This is a genomic window from Streptomyces davaonensis JCM 4913, assembly GCF_000349325.1.
Classification (GTDB): domain Bacteria; phylum Actinomycetota; class Actinomycetes; order Streptomycetales; family Streptomycetaceae; genus Streptomyces; species Streptomyces davaonensis.
This window is the reverse complement of record NC_020504.1, coordinates 386578-400655: the sequence shown is the minus strand read 5'-3', so window position 1 is coordinate 400655 and position 14078 is coordinate 386578. Positions and strand designations below refer to the sequence as shown.

Here is a 14078-nt window from a genome sequence, read left to right as displayed (position 1 = left end):
TCCTCCTCAGCGAGCGCAGTGTCGCTGACGCCGGGGGAGCAGGCTCAGCAAGCACGACGACCTCCTGCAGCAGCTTGCCGTGCTGGCGACGACATCATCGCCAGCACCCCACGCAGCCCGTCGGTTGCGAACCGCTGCCCCGTCCTCTGGCAGCCTGGCGATGGTGGCGAGAGGACCTTGCCGTAGTCAAGGCGCCGAAGTTGGAGCGGACCCCGGAGCCCAAACGCACGGCGATGCTCGCCGCGGTGAAGCGCCACCTAGAGGCGAAGGCGATCGACGCGCTGGACTGTTCGAGGTCCTCATGGCCACCCGGCTGATCAGCACCGCGGAGCGGTCCACGGACAAACAGCGCCTGTCGACCCTGCCGCAGCACCATGCGACCCCGGGGGCAGTGGATTCCAGCGCTCACCCGACGCGACAGCCGGGCCACCGGCCTGCTCACCAACCGCCCCGACAACCGAAGGGTCCGCCGACTCCGTCGACGGACGCTCACGAAAGATCGAGGTTAGAGAACCCGCTTGTCTCCTTGGGCCTGAGTGTCCGGCTGGGTCTTGCAGGAGGCTTTGTTGCTGCCGAACAGAGTTCCGCCGATGTACTGGACATCCGCACTCGGGACAGCGCACCACGGATCGACATTGACCAACGGGGCTCCCCGTGGCTGTTCAGGATGCCACTGAGCTTCATGACGGAGTCGACGGTGCTGCCGCCGTCCTGCGGCGCAATATCGGTGGCCACCGGAAGAAGACCGCCACCGACCTCCGCGATGCTGGAATCGGCGGCGGGGCCAGGACATCAGCTTGAGCGGGCACACCGTCCTCCTCGGAACGGGAAACAGCACCTCGAGCGTCCAGGACGCCACCCGTGTCGGCAGTCGCCCGTTCCGGCGGTCGGACACCCAGGTCAGGGGGCTCTCAGGGGGGTGTGGTCTTCGAAGCGGGGTGGCGCTCACGCTCCCTGGTGACGTGTTGTCGGTGGCGGTGCCGGTGACCGACGCCCAGGTCGCGGTACTGGCCCTGGCGGCCCGCGGCATCTCTCGTGCGGGGAGCTGGCGCCCGGCGGGGCGACGGAGGTGAGGGACCTTCCTGTCGCGCAGCCGACGGCCTGGCGATCTGGATGATCGAACATGACCGGCGTTCAGAACTGGGAAATCTGGCGCCAACGGCTCGGTGTCGTACCGAAGGTGTGGCCGAAGCGGCGGGAGAAGTACGCGGCGTTGGTGAAGCCCCAGGAGCGGGCGATGGATTGGATCGTGCGGTTCTGATGGGCCGGCGCCGCCAAGTCATTGCGGGTGCCTTCGAGGCGGCGCCGAATGATCCACTGTTCGAGGCTGAGCCCGCTGTCCTCGCAGAGCCGGTACAGGGTCCTGACGGACATGTTGTGCGCCCAGGCGATACGCTGCGGTGTGAGGTCGGGCTCCCGCAAATGGAGCCGGGCGTAGGCCAGGATGCGCGTGAGGAGGGTTTCCTGCGCGACCCGGGAGCGGACGCGGTCGTCGCCGGCAACGGACACGATCCAGGCGCGAGTCAGTTCTGTCGTGGCGTTGACCAGGGCGTCGATCCCAGGGCCGCCGCTGAGCTGGTCGGCGACACGGTGCAGGCCGTGAACATGGTTCAGGAGCAGCGTTCCGATGGGGCTGTGATGGAGGAGTGGGACAGATGCGCGGACTGTGTCCGTCGGCAGAGTCAGTCTCTCCGCCTCGATCATGAAGGCCAGCGTGCCCCCGATGCCGGACCACGAGTATTCGTACCCGTCGGGCATGTGAAGGAGTGACAGGCTGTCTGGCGTGATGCGGCGCTGATGGTCGTGGTAGGCGAAGCCACCGTCACCCCGCACCTGAATGCTCACGGCGACGGTGTCCCACGCGTCCCGTCGTGCCTGTCGAAGGGATCGGGCGATGTGCATGCCTGTGCCCTGACAGGTGAACAGGGTGAGCGCCCCGAGGTCCCAGAGCTCGATCCGCCTCCAAATGGTGCCCTCGGGCTCTTCCTCCTCGACTGCGTCGATGCCACTCTCCTCGACGGCCACCGTCCGGTAGGCGTCGATCCGGTCACCGAGTGGAAGATCATTCGTGTCCAGGACCAGCACACCGTCTCCCGCCGTCGAAGAGCGGCTCCGAGCACCGCCTCGCGTGGAGGCATCATCCGCCATGTGGAGATGTCATGAAAAATATGCCTGCATATGGCATGAGATCCGAGAAGCCGTCCAGGCGTCACCGAGGCACATGCGGAGCACGCGGGCTGGCAGGCAAGACGACTGCATTGGCAGCCAGGGCAAAGGCGCCTGCAGCCAGGGTCAAATCGGTGATCCAGTGCCGTGTCAGGCTTCTTCACAACTGGTTCACATCGGTCGGCCGCCCAGGAGCGCAGTCGGCCATGCATCGCCTTCGATGCCGGATGCACGGCGAAGGGTGCCTGACATGAGTTTCAAGGGCCGGTCCGAAGAGCGCGCGGAGCTCGCCCGTCTGGTGGGGCTGCTGCGCGAGGGCATGAGCGGCGTGGTCGTGCTGCGCGGTGACGCCGGGATCGGGAAGTCCGTACTGCTCGACCACGCCGCTTCCGAGGCCGCGGACCTGCGCGTGCTGCGTGTGGCGGGAGTGGAGGAGGAGGCCGGTTTCGCCTTCGCGGGGCTGCACCGGTTGCTCGTACCCGTGCTGGGTGATCTCAAGGAGCCACACGGGTTGCCCGCGGCACAGCATGAGGCTCTGCGGGTGGCCTGCGGACTGTCCGACGGTGCTCCCGCGGACCGGTTCCTGGTCGGACTCGCGACGCTCACGTTCCTGGCGGAGACCGCCAAGGGGCGCCCCGTGCTGTGCTGTGTCGACGACCTTCAGTGGCTGGATCAGGAGTCCCTCGATGTCCTGGCGTTCGTGGCCCGCAGAGTGCACGCGGAGGGCATAGGCCTGCTGTTCGGCGCCCGGACGGGATTCGACGTTCCGGCAGGTCTGCCGGTGACCGAAGTGGCGGGTCTGCGGGATGCGGATGCGCAGCAGTTGCTGATGTCGGTGGTGCCCGGACCGCTGGATTCCCAGGTGTGCGCTCGCATCGTGGCCGCGACGGGCGGCAACCCGCTGGCTCTCACCGACCTCGGCCAGGAGCTGTCCGCGGAACAGCTTTCGGGTGGGATCGCGCTGCCAGAGCCGCTGCCGGTGGGCAGTCGGCTGGAGGAGCACTACCTACGGCGGGTACGGGCGCTCCCCGAATCGACGCAGACCTGGCTGGTGATCGCCGCGGCGGAACCCGGCGGGGACCTCGCCTGCATCGAGGGCGCCGCCACAGCACTGGGCCTCGAACCCGACGCGCCCGCCCCGGCGGAGTCCGCGCGCCTGGTGACGGTGAGTGGAACGGCGCGCTTCCGGCACCCGCTGGTCCGGTCGGCCGTGTACGGCGGGGCCACGAGCACCCAGCGACGGCAGGTCCACCGTGCCCTTGCCGAGGCCACCGCACGTCCCTCGGACGTCGAGCGCAGAGTGTGGCACCTGGCGGCCGCCTGTGCCATGCCCGATGAGGCGGTCGCCGCCGAGGTCGAGCGCTCGGCCGACCGAGCGGGTGCCCGTGGCGGTCACGCGGCCCGGGCCTTGTTTCTCACGCGCGCGGCCGAGCTGACCCCTCAGGGTGATCGCCGCGCCGTGCGCCTCCTCGCGGCGTCCGAAGCGGCTCTGACGTCTGGAGCGCCGATGCAGGCGAGGGCACTGCTCGACGCCCTCGCCGACAGCTCGCTCGACGACGTCGGTCGGGGCAGAGCCCAGCTGGTCCGAGCGCACGTGCTCGTGGCGATGGGTGAAGCTGGTTCCTTCGCGCAGGCGCCCGTCATGTGTCTGGACGCCGCCGCGGCCTTCGGTGAGCGGGCGCCGGATCTCGTCGAGGAAGCCTTGCTGCGGACTGTCGAGCGCGCGATCACCGCGGAATACTGCATACGGGACACGACGGTGGACGAGATCGCCCGAACGATCACCCGCCTCCTCGGCCGCCGGAGCGAGGACTCGGTCCTCGACGCCGTGCTGTATGCCTTCGCCGAGCTCATTTCGAGCGGTTACGAGCAGGCCGTTCCCCTGATCCGCCGGGCGTGCTCCCTGCTGCTGGATGCGCGTACCCCGGACGAACTCGTCCTGCGCGGCTACCTGCCCTGCATCACGCTGAGCACGATCCTGTGGGACGAGCCGACACAGACAGCCGTCGTCCATCGGGCCATCGACGCCGCCCGGCGGACCGGCGCCCTGTGGCAGCTGGACACCGCGCTGTACTGCGCGACGTTGTGCGAAACCAACCTGGGCCGACTGGCGACCGCCGAGGACCTGCGGGCGGAGGGCAGCCAGATCCGTGCCGCGATGGGCGCCACCGACGACGTCTGGGCGATCTACCGCTACCCCGAACTGCTCGCCTGGCGCGGCGGCGACGACCTGGACCCCGTCCTGGACGGCTCGCTGCGATCCGCGATCTGGCTGGGCAACGGCGCCGTCGACACCATCACCCGGATCGGGATGGCCGTGCTGGCCTCAGGCCGAGGCGACTACGGCACCGCCTGCACCCTCCTGCGCGACCTCGTCGACCGGGACACGGTGTACCTGAGTTCCCGGCTGCTGCCTCACCTCGTGGAGGCAGCGGCACGTTCCGGGGATCGGTTGCTGGCCGCCACGACCCTGCGGACGCTGGACCGGCGCGCCACCGCTGCGGGCACACCATGGAGCCTGGGGCTGCTGGCCCGCTCGAAGGCCCTGCTCGCCCCCGCAGGCGAGGCCGAACCGCTGTACCGCGCGGCGATCGACGTACTCGCCCGCACCCGGGCGCGCTCCGACCTCGCCCTCGCCCATCTGCTGTACGGCGAGTGGTTGCGGCGCCGCAGGCGCCGCAAGGACGCCCGGGAACCGCTGAAGGCCGCGCTGACGCTGTTCGACGGCATGGACGCCGCGGGCTTCGCCGCTCGGGCGGCTCAGGAGCTGGCCGCCACCGGCGAACACGTGGTGCGCAGCAAGGCCGGTGTCAACGACGAACTGACCGCCCAGGAACTGGCCATCGCCCGGCTCGCCCGGTCCGGGGCTACGAACCCCGAGATCGCCGCTCGGCTGTTCATCAGCGCCAACACCGTCGACTACCACCTGCGCAAGGTGTTCCGGAAGCTGAACCTGACCTCTCGTCGGCAGCTCGCCCAGGCGTTGGAGGACGAGTAGCCGTCAGCCCTACGTGCTTCACGTGGTTCGAGCGCACCCGGCGTCGGTGAATGCTCGAACGGTCGGAAAAACCCGCTCTGACCGGGAGGATTCCATGCCGTTCGTCACCGCATCCGACGGAGCGCAGATCTACTACAAGGACTGGGGCACGGGCCGGCCGGTCGTGCTCAGTCACGGCTGGCCGCTCAACGCCGACAGCTGGGAGGCACAGCAGCTCCACCTGGCCACGCACGGCTTCCGCGCGATCGCCCACGACCGGCGCGGCCACGGCCGTTCCGACCAGACGTGGAACGGCAACGAGATGAATACCTACGCCGACGACCTGGCCACCCTCATCGACACCCTCGACCTGCGGGACGTCACCCTCGTCGGGTTCTCCACCGGCGGCGGCGAGGTGGCCCGCTACGTCGGCCGGCACGGCACCGCACGCGTCGCCCAGGTCGTCCTGGTCTCCGCCGTACCGCCGTTCATGCTCAGGACCGACGACAACCCCGGCGGCGTCCCCGTCGAGAACTTCGACGCGATCCGCGCCGGTTCCCTCGCCGACCGCTCCCAGCTGTACCGGGACCTCGCCGACGGGCCGTTCTTCGGCAACAACCGGCCCGGCGCCGAGATTTCCCAGGGCATCCGGGACGCCTTCTGGAGCCAGGGCCTCCAGGCCGGTCACCGCGGCGCCTACGAGTGCATCGCCGCCTTCTCCGCCACCGACTTCCGCGCCGACCTGGACGCCATCGACGTACCCACGCTGGTCATCCACGGCGACGACGACCAGGTCGTGCCGTTCGAGGTGGGCGGCAAGGCGTCGGCGGCCCGGATCAAGAACGCGGCGCTGAAGGTCTACCCGGGCGCCCCGCACGGCATCACCGACACCCACAAGGAACAGCTCAACGCGGACCTGCTGGAGTTCCTCAACTCCTGAGGAAAGGACCACCCACGCCGTGTCCCCGGCGGTGCCCCCGCCGGGGAGCCCTCACCCCCAGGAGCCATGGATGAACTCCGTCCGTCATCTGCCCCGCCGCCGCGTCCTCGGCGCGTCCCTGCTCGCCGGCGCACTCGCCCTCGGCGCCGGCGGGACCCTCGCGCCGGTCTCCGCTTCCCCCGCCCACAGCACCGAGCCCAAACCCACCATCGTCCTCGTGCACGGTGTCTTCGCCGACGCCTCCGGCTGGTACCCGACCATCGACGCACTCCAGAAGGCGGGCTATCAGGTCATCGCCCCCGCCAACCCGCTGCGCGACCTGAGCGGGGACTCGACCTACGTCTCCAGCATCCTCGACACGATCGACGGTCCGGTCATCCTCGTCGGCCACTCCTACGGCGGTGAGGTCATCACCAACGCCGCCCGCGGCCACGCCAACGTCAAGGCCCTCGTGTACGTCGCCGCCTTCGCCCCCGACCAGGGCGAGAGCGCGCTGCAACTGGCCGGGAAGTTTCCCGGCAGCAAACTGCCGGACGCTCTGATCACCCGCGACTACCCGCTGTCGGACGGCAGCACAGGCAAGGACGGCTACATCGACCCCGCGAAGTTCCGCGAGGTGTTCGCCGCCGACCTGCCGTCCTCCCAGACACGGCTGATGGCCGCCGCCCAACGCCCTGGCAGCGTCGGCGGGTTGGCCGCCCCGAGTGGCGAGCCGGCCTGGAAGAACCTGCCGTCCTGGTACGTCATCCCCACCAACGACTACGTCATCCCGGCCGCCGTCCAGCGCTACATGGCCGAACGCGCTCACAGCCGCACCGTCGAGGTCAAGGGCTCGTCTCATGTCGTGATGATGTCCCACCCGGATGTCGTGGTCCGTCAGATCCAGGCCGCCTACCTGGCCACCCGCTGAGGAGCACACCGATGCAACCCGACACCATCCTCCTCGTTCACGGCTTCTGGGTGACGCCACGCGCCTGGGAACACTGGATCACCCACTACGAGGACAAAGGCTTCCGCGTCATCGCGCCGCCCTACCCCGGCTTCGAGGCGGAGGTCGACGCCCTCAACGCCGACCCCACCCCCATCGAGACCGTGACCGTGCCCGCCATCATCGCCAGCCTGGAGAAGATCATCACCGAGCTGGACCGCCCGCCGGTCATCATGGGGCACTCCGCCGGCGGCGCGTTCACCCAGATCCTCCTCGACCGCGGCTACGGCGCCGCGGGAGTGGCGATCAACTCCGCACCCACCGAAGGCGTCGCGGTCGTGCCGCTGTCCCAGGTCCGCTCGACCTTCCCGGTGCTGAAGAACCCGGCCAACCGCCACCGCGCCATCGGCTTCGACTACGACCACTGGCGCTACGCCTTCACCAACACCTTCCCCGAGGACCAGGCCCACGCGACCTACGAGCGCTACCACATCCCCGCACCCGGCAGCATCGTCTGGGGCAGCGCCCTGGCCAACCTCCACCCCGGGCACACCGACACCCACGTCGACTACCACAACGCGGGCCGGGCGCCCCTGCTGTTCTGCTCCGGCGAGCACGACCACCTCATGCCGCCCAAGGTGCAGCAGTCCAACGCCAAGCACTACAAGGCCGACGGCACGACCACGGAGGTCAGGGTGTTCCCCGGCCGTTCCCACCTGATGCCCGCACAGGACGGTTGGCAGGAGGTCGCCGACCACGCCCTGGACTGGGCCCTCGCCCACGCCTGAGCCGAGCCCTCACCGCCCGGCCCGGGACACGCACCACCCGTCCCGGGCCCGGAAGGAAGGACCCTCATGAGCGACCTGCGGATCACTCACATCGGCGGCCCGACCGCTCTGATCGAGGTCGGCGGCTGGCGGCTGCTCACCGATCCGACCTTCGACCCGCCCGGGCAGCGCTACACCTTCGGCTGGGGCACCTCTTCCCGCAAACGGGCCGGTCCCGCGATCACTGTCGCGGAACTGCCACCGATCGACGCCGTCCTGCTCAGCCACGATCACCATGGCGACAACCTCGACCGCGCCGGGCGGGACGTCCTGGGCACCGCCCGGACCGTGCTGACCACGCCGGCCGGCGCCCGCCGCCTCGGCCGAAACGCCCGCGGCCTCGCCCCATGGACGGGCACACGCCTCCAAGCCCCGGGACGTCCCACGATCGACGTCACCGCGACCCCGGCCCGCCACGGCCCGCCTCTGTCCCGGCCGCTGACCGGGCAAGTCACCGGATTCGCCCTCACCTGGGAAGGCCAGCAGCACGGCGCTCTGTGGATCTCCGGCGACACCGTCCTGCACGGCGGCCTGCGGCACGTGGCCGATCGGCTCAGCGTGGGCACCGCGCTGCTGCACCTCGGCGGCGTGCGCTTCCCGATCAACGGCCCTATCCGGTACACCATGACCGCCGCCCAGGCCGTGGACCTGTGCCGCCTGCTACGACCCCACACCGCGATACCTGTCCACTACGAGGGCTGGCACCACTTCCACGAGGGTCGCGAGGCCATCGAGCGCCGGATCGCCGCAGCCCCCGCCGACATCCGCAACCGCTTCCACTGGCTGCCCACCGGAACCCCGACGCGGATCAGTTCCTGACCCAGGGCGTGCCACCACCGGATACGAGGTACAGCACATGACCACCGACGGCTACGACAGCTCCCACACCGCTCTGCTCCTGGTCGACCCCTACAACGACTTCCTGTCCGAGGGGGGAAAACTGTGGCCGCACGCGAAGCAGGTGGCCGAAAGCGTCCGCCTGCTCGACCACATGCGCCAGGTCCTCGCCGCCACCCGCGCGGCCGGCATCCGCACCTTCTTCGTCCCGCACCGCCGCACCGCGCCCGGCGACTACGCCGACTGGGCCCACCTGTCCGGCTCACAGGCCGCAACCGCGAAGGCGAAGATCTTCGAGAAGGGCTCCTGGGGCGGGACGTTCCACCCCGACTTCCAGCCGCGGCAGGGCGAGATCCTCGTGCACGAGCACTGGTCCGCCAGCGGCTTCGCCAACACCGATCTCGACCTGCTCCTCAAGCAGCACGGCATCTCCCGGATCGTACTGATCGGCATGCGGGCCAACACCTGCATCGACACCACCGCCCGCTTCGGCCAGGAACTCGGCTACCACGTCACCCTCGTCAAGGACGCCATCGCCTCCTTCCGCCCGGAAGAGATGCACGCGACGTTCGAACTCAACGCCCCCACCTACGCCCACGCCCTTCTCACCACCGACGAATTCGTCAAGGCCCTCCCGCAGAACCCCGCCTGACCACCTCTCAACAGCGCATCCGAGACCGCGCCCCGTGGAGGCAGCCATGTCCGACATCCGCACAGACCTGGTCGTGACCCAGTCCGTGTTCACCGCCACGATCAACGCCCCACTGAACAAGATCGACATTGCGAAGTGGCTGTTCGCCCTGCCCAACGCCGAATACCGGCGGTGCGCCCCGGGAGACCACATCGCCTGCGGCTCCACCGTGAGCGACGACGGACAACCGATGTCCATCAACGTCGAGCAGGTCGGCCCCACCCTGATGATCCAGCACTACATCGGAGAGATCACCGGACCGCACCACTGCCGGATGGTCTCCCTGTCCGACCTCTTCACCCCCTTCGGGCGCTACGACGCCCAGGTGATCTGGGACCTCAGCGTCCGACAAGTCGACGACGACCACTGCGAGTTCACCAACGCCGTCACCGCCCACCCGACGATCAGGTACCTCGCCGCGCTCGAAGAGCACGGCGTGGCGTTCGGGGATGCCATCAAACGCAGTCAACCCGCGGGCGAAGACCATAACCGCCGCGAAACCCCGCTGTTCGCCGCCAGCATCGAACGGGCAGCCCGCACCGGCGCATAACACCGGGCTCCGGCCCACGGCCGCGACGGAGGCGGCAGTGCGGAAGGGAGACATTCCTGAGGCAGTGGGACGGGCGCCTCAATGCCGCGTCGTGGGCGCCGGCGCCCTAATACTCGGGCAGCGTTTCACTGTCTGACCTGGTCCTTTGCCGGGTAGCGGGAGTGTAGCGGGACTTCGATCGAGCGGGGGTGCTCTGACGGGGACCGCCCCTCGATCGTGCGGCAACGCCGCAAGTAGTGACACCGGCGGGACAGCCTCCCAAAGTGATCACCGAGTATGCCGCCGCGCAGTGGGACCGCGAACTCGATGCACTCCTCCTGGCCATCGGCCACCGCTTCCGGCAATACATCGCCGACAAGGTCGGCGAGGACAGCGGTGTCCTGACCGCTTCATCAAGAAGGGCATCACCTCCGCCGGGGTCCAGCGGCAGTACTCCGGGACCGCAGGCCGGACGGAGAACTGCCAGATCGGCGTCTTCGCCGCCTACACCTCGGCCCGCGGCCGCGCCCTGGTCGACCGGGAGTTCTGCCTCCCCAAGTCCTGGACCAAGGACCGGGAACGCTGCCGCGCGGCAAAGGTCCCCGACGAGCGGGAGTTCACCTTCAAGGGCGAACTGGCCTGACACATGGTGTTGCGGGCCCTGGCCTCGCCGCTGCCCATCGCCTGGATGACCGCGGACTCCGCCTACGGGCAGGACAACCGATTCCGCCGGCTGCTGGAGCAGTCGGGCGTCGGCTACGTGCTGGCCGTCTCCAAGTCCCAGTTCACCGTGGACTGTCCCCGCATCGACGGCCCCTTCGCGCAAGCACCCAACGAGGCATGGAAGAAGATCTCGTGCGGTGACGGTGTGAAGGGTCCCCGTGTATCTCACTGGGTGGCAGTGCGGCTGCCTTGCGTCGCCGAGTTCGATTTCCAGGGAGAGGTCCCTCACCGGATGCGGTGGGCATTGGCCCGGCGAAGCATTAGCAGGCCGGACGAGGTCGTCTACTACCTGGCCTGCGCGCCCCTGGAAACCACGGTCCGGGAGTTGGTGCGGGTCGCCGGGGCACGCTGGGCGATCGAGGAGTGTTTTCAGGCCGCAAGGAACGTGCAGCCTGGATCAGTACGAGGTCCGCCGTTATGTGGGCTGGTATCGGCACGTCACCCTCGCCATGCTCGCGCACGCATTCCTGGCTGCCACGGCTCGTCATGCCGAGGAAAGGGGGGCGCAACCGATGGGGACCGTCGGGGCCATCGGGCTCACAGTGGCGGAGGTTCGGCGACTCCTGGGAGCTTGTCTTCCCAAGCCCTCGCACCTGCGCGGACATCGAGGACGACGTCACGCTCTGAGCTGGTCGAACTGGCGCTGCCAACGCCAGACAATCGCCCGCCGCTGTCGCTACCTGCGGCGTTGTCGCACGATCGAGGGGCGGTCTCCGTGAGACCGCCACCGCACGTTCGAAGCCCCGCTGCACTCCCGCCACCCGGCAATGACCAGGTCAGGCAGCGAAGTCCTGCTGGAGTACTGAGCCACGCGGCCCCTGCTGCTTCGGCAGCAGGGGCTCGGGCTCGCGGAGGCCTTGGTCAGGACTGCGAGAGTTCCTGCGCCGCGTCGAGGACCAAGTGCCAGGGGTACTCCTTGGGTTTGCCCTGGCCGGGCAGGTTCGGCACAAACCCGCTCTCCCCGTACAGCACCTGGACGCCCATGTCCCGCAGTTCGGTGACGCTGCGCTCGAACCGCGTGTGCCGCACGTACGCCGCGTTCACACACGGCATCGTCACCATGGGGATGCCCTTGCCGATGCCCTCCGCGACGACACCCACCACGAAGTCGTGGGTGAGCCCCAGCGCCCACGAGTTGATGGTGTTGAAGGTGGCCGGGGCCAGTGCGATCACGTCCGCCTTGGGCCACACGTCTGGCTCGCCAGGCATCTTGTACTCGCTGCGCACGGGGTGCCCGGTGAGCAGCTCCAACTCGGCCAGCTGGGGGGTCAGCCAGCGCGCGGCTGTGGGGGTGAGGCCCATGCACACGTCGAAGCCACGGGCCTGAGCCTGCTGGATCACCCTGTCGACGTCGAAGACTGGTGGGGCTGCCGAGCCGAACAGGTAGAGCACGCGATCAGTCGTCATGTCCCTATCCGACCACATGCAACCGCCCCCCGCTCTGATGGGAGTCGGGGGCGGGTACTGTTCCAAGTGGCTGCTTAGAACGGAGACCAGTATGCCCACGCTGGACGACAACCACACGGGCGCACGGATCGCGGAACAGCGCAAAATGGCCAGGCTCACACAACGCCAATTCGCCGATCTGCTGCCGTACTCGTACAGCCTGCTCACCCAGGTCGAATGCGGCGCCCGGCCGGCCACAGCCGATTTCGTCGCTGCGTGTGCCAAGGCTCTGAGCGTCGATGTGACCGTCCTGACCGGCCAGCCGTACGTGACCGAACTACAACGTGACCGGCTTGCAGAACTCGTACGACCGATCCGTGAGTCTCTCGATTTGTACGACCTCGGGCCCAACCCGGACCTGACTGTACGGCCAGCAGAACAACTTATCGCCGGAGCGGACCAGTTGTGCGAAGAAGTCCGCGCCACGCATCTGCGGAACGCGGCCCGCAAGCTTCCCACCCTGATCGCTGAGCTCACGAACACCGCGTGGTCGGCCCCCTCCACCCAGCTGTGGCAGGCGCTCGCCTCGCTCTACCGGACGGCACACGACATCTGCGTGAAGCTCGGCTACTACGACCTTTCGGCCGTCGCCCTGGACCGGATGGCGTGGGCAGCCGAACGTGCCTCCGACCCGTGTCTCGGCGCGGTCCGCCAGTACATGCGGGCGTTGGTGTACTTCCGTGAGGGCGAGTACCAGATCGGGCAGCGGCTCGTCTCCTCAGGACACACCATCGTCGGGCAGGCGGAGATCACACGCGAAGCTTTGGCGGTCACCGGCCAACTCCACCTCGGCGGCTCCGTCATCGCGGCCCGTGCAGAGGACGTCGGGGCAGTCGTCCTGCACATCAGCGAAGCCAGGAAAATCGCCAGGCGGATCGGTGACGCCTCCGATGTTCACTGGCTGAGCTTCGGTCCGTCCAACGTGGCCCTGCACCGGATGTCCGCCGCCCTGGAGATGCGTCTGTACGACGACGCGCTGAAGCAGGCACGGAAGATCAAGCTGCCGCCGCAGCTCGCCACCTCCCGTCGTGCGCACTTCCTCATCGACCAGGCCCGCACCGAGATGGAGACCGGGCACACCGCGTCCGCGCTGAAGTCGCTTGTTGAGGCGCGGCGTCTGGCTCCCGAGCAGACCCGGTACCACCCTGCCGCCCGCGACACTATTACGGGTCTCGTGCACATGTCCCGGCGAACCCCGGACACCCTCAATCACATGGCCGCCTGGGTCGGTCTTTAAGCGGACACTCACAACTCTCACAGAACTGTGAGAGTTCATCCCCTCTCGTAGCGTCACGCTGTTCTTACACCTGGTCAACGACGAGGCACAGGCAGCGCGATGGCGCGTGCTCCGCATGCCCTAGGGCACCGGCAGACGCGCCGGCGTGACCTGTGGAGTCGTCGCGAGGTGCGCCCCGGCAGCCGCGTGAACGACTCCGGGGCTGGCCAACGCTCGAACCCGTGAGGGAGCGTCAACATGACGAACAGTACGGCCCGCAGTGGGGCGTTAACACCACCGAGCCCGCTTCCGTCAGGCGGAGTTGAAGCGTGGATTGCCTCTGCGCACTCCTCGCCTGAAGCGGTGTACCAGGAGTGGGACGGTGAGTGCCGGCTTGCCCTGATCCCGCTGGGGAAGCTCTTCGATGCGGTCCGCATCCCTGAGCATCTCGTCCATGGGGTGGCCGAAGTGAGCGACCCGTCCACGGTGAGTGGCTGGCTCGGCTGGATCTTCAACGGCCGGCCGGTCATCCACGACCCCGCGGGCCGCCGTTACTACGCCCTCGTGCCGCCCGGCACCGCCCGCCTCTGGCGGGCGCCGGCCGCGGCCTGTCTCGGTGACGGCACCTACCTGGGTGTACCCCGCACCGATGTGACCGGGCTGGAGGGGCATGCCTGGGGCTCGTACTGGGCGGTGCCCGTCACCCGGCCGGGCTGGCTGTGCAGGACCTCGGATGTGCTGACGTTCGTCATGGTGGCCGGCTGCCTGACCGATGCGGACTGTGAGGCCGAGTCGTGA

Annotated in this window: 11 protein-coding genes and 2 pseudogenes; 11 read left to right on the top strand and 2 right to left on the bottom strand. The window is 68.8% G+C overall.

Features of this window, described 5'->3' with window-relative positions; translation table 11 throughout:
• Nucleotides 1-188: 188 nt before the first annotated feature.
• Nucleotides 189-370, top strand: a pseudogene (locus BN159_RS47665) (hypothetical protein); the annotation flags it as partial.
• A gap of 764 nt (nucleotides 371-1134) precedes the next feature.
• Here the strand turns inward: BN159_RS47665 and BN159_RS01750 are convergent.
• Nucleotides 1135-2085 carry a helix-turn-helix domain-containing protein gene (locus tag BN159_RS01750; RefSeq protein ID WP_015655158.1) on the bottom strand — a complete coding sequence of 317 codons (951 nt, stop codon included), beginning with the start codon at nucleotides 2083-2085 and terminating at the stop codon, nucleotides 1135-1137.
• Nucleotides 2086-2416: 331 nt separating this feature from the next.
• On the opposite strand from BN159_RS01750, the gene BN159_RS01745 reads away from it, so the two are divergent.
• The 8 genes and pseudogenes from BN159_RS01745 to BN159_RS47855 form a co-directional block, all read left to right on the top strand.
• Entirely contained in the window at nucleotides 2417-5164 is a 2748-nt protein-coding gene (locus BN159_RS01745) for a helix-turn-helix transcriptional regulator (RefSeq protein ID WP_015655157.1), read from the top strand.
• Nucleotides 5165-5258: 94 nt separating this feature from the next.
• Complete coding sequence (locus tag BN159_RS01740) at nucleotides 5259-6083, top strand: alpha/beta fold hydrolase (RefSeq protein WP_015655156.1); 825 nt, start codon at nucleotides 5259-5261, stop codon at nucleotides 6081-6083.
• Nucleotides 6084-6153: 70 nt separating this feature from the next.
• Nucleotides 6154-6993, top strand: coding sequence for an alpha/beta fold hydrolase (locus BN159_RS01735; RefSeq protein WP_015655155.1), 840 nt, complete (start codon nucleotides 6154-6156; stop codon nucleotides 6991-6993).
• Between the two features lie 11 nt (nucleotides 6994-7004).
• Entirely contained in the window at nucleotides 7005-7799 is a 795-nt protein-coding gene (locus BN159_RS01730; protein ID WP_015655154.1) for an alpha/beta hydrolase, read from the top strand.
• A 66-nt stretch (nucleotides 7800-7865) separates the two neighbouring features.
• Nucleotides 7866-8657 (top strand): MBL fold metallo-hydrolase, encoded by a 792-nt coding sequence (locus BN159_RS01725; protein ID WP_015655153.1) that lies wholly within the window; start codon nucleotides 7866-7868, stop codon nucleotides 8655-8657.
• 37 nt (nucleotides 8658-8694) lie between these two features.
• Entirely contained in the window at nucleotides 8695-9327 is a 633-nt protein-coding gene (locus tag BN159_RS01720; protein ID WP_015655152.1) for a cysteine hydrolase family protein, read from the top strand.
• Nucleotides 9328-9373: 46 nt separating this feature from the next.
• Nucleotides 9374-9916: a hypothetical protein gene (locus tag BN159_RS01715; RefSeq protein ID WP_015655151.1), complete on the top strand. Its 543-nt coding sequence runs from the start codon at nucleotides 9374-9376 to the stop codon at nucleotides 9914-9916.
• Nucleotides 9917-10304: 388 nt separating this feature from the next.
• Nucleotides 10305-11245: pseudogene (locus BN159_RS47855) on the top strand (IS701 family transposase); the annotation flags it as partial.
• Nucleotides 11246-11479: 234 nt separating this feature from the next.
• Here BN159_RS47855 and BN159_RS01710 read toward each other — a convergent pair.
• On the bottom strand, nucleotides 11480-12025 hold the full coding sequence (locus BN159_RS01710; protein ID WP_041818720.1) for a flavoprotein: 546 nt from the start codon (nucleotides 12023-12025) through the stop codon (nucleotides 11480-11482).
• A 91-nt stretch (nucleotides 12026-12116) separates the two neighbouring features.
• Between BN159_RS01710 and BN159_RS01705 the strand changes: the two genes are divergently transcribed.
• Nucleotides 12117-13301, top strand: a complete 1185-nt coding sequence (locus BN159_RS01705) for a helix-turn-helix domain-containing protein (protein WP_015655149.1) — start codon at nucleotides 12117-12119, stop codon at nucleotides 13299-13301.
• Nucleotides 13302-13643: 342 nt separating this feature from the next.
• Nucleotides 13644-14078 carry a hypothetical protein gene (locus tag BN159_RS01700; RefSeq protein WP_041818718.1) on the top strand — a complete coding sequence of 145 codons (435 nt, stop codon included), beginning with the start codon at nucleotides 13644-13646 and terminating at the stop codon, nucleotides 14076-14078.

What these genes read in the sequence shown, in the direction of transcription:
- BN159_RS01735 (WP_015655155.1), top strand. Translation starts at nt 6,154, where the DNA reads ATGAACTCCGTCCGTCATCTGCCCCGCCGCCGCGTCCTCGGCGCGTCC.
- BN159_RS01745 (WP_015655157.1), top strand. Translation starts at nt 2,417, where the DNA reads ATGAGTTTCAAGGGCCGGTCCGAAGAGCGCGCGGAGCTCGCCCGTCTG.
- BN159_RS01725 (WP_015655153.1), top strand. Translation starts at nt 7,866, where the DNA reads ATGAGCGACCTGCGGATCACTCACATCGGCGGCCCGACCGCTCTGATC.
- BN159_RS01715 (WP_015655151.1), top strand. Translation starts at nt 9,374, where the DNA reads ATGTCCGACATCCGCACAGACCTGGTCGTGACCCAGTCCGTGTTCACC.
- BN159_RS01710 (WP_041818720.1), bottom strand. Translation starts at nt 12,025, where the DNA reads ATGACGACTGATCGCGTGCTCTACCTGTTCGGCTCGGCAGCCCCACCA.
- BN159_RS01705 (WP_015655149.1), top strand. Translation starts at nt 12,117, where the DNA reads ATGCCCACGCTGGACGACAACCACACGGGCGCACGGATCGCGGAACAG.
- BN159_RS01730 (WP_015655154.1), top strand. Translation starts at nt 7,005, where the DNA reads ATGCAACCCGACACCATCCTCCTCGTTCACGGCTTCTGGGTGACGCCA.
- BN159_RS01740 (WP_015655156.1), top strand. Translation starts at nt 5,259, where the DNA reads ATGCCGTTCGTCACCGCATCCGACGGAGCGCAGATCTACTACAAGGAC.
- BN159_RS01720 (WP_015655152.1), top strand. Translation starts at nt 8,695, where the DNA reads ATGACCACCGACGGCTACGACAGCTCCCACACCGCTCTGCTCCTGGTC.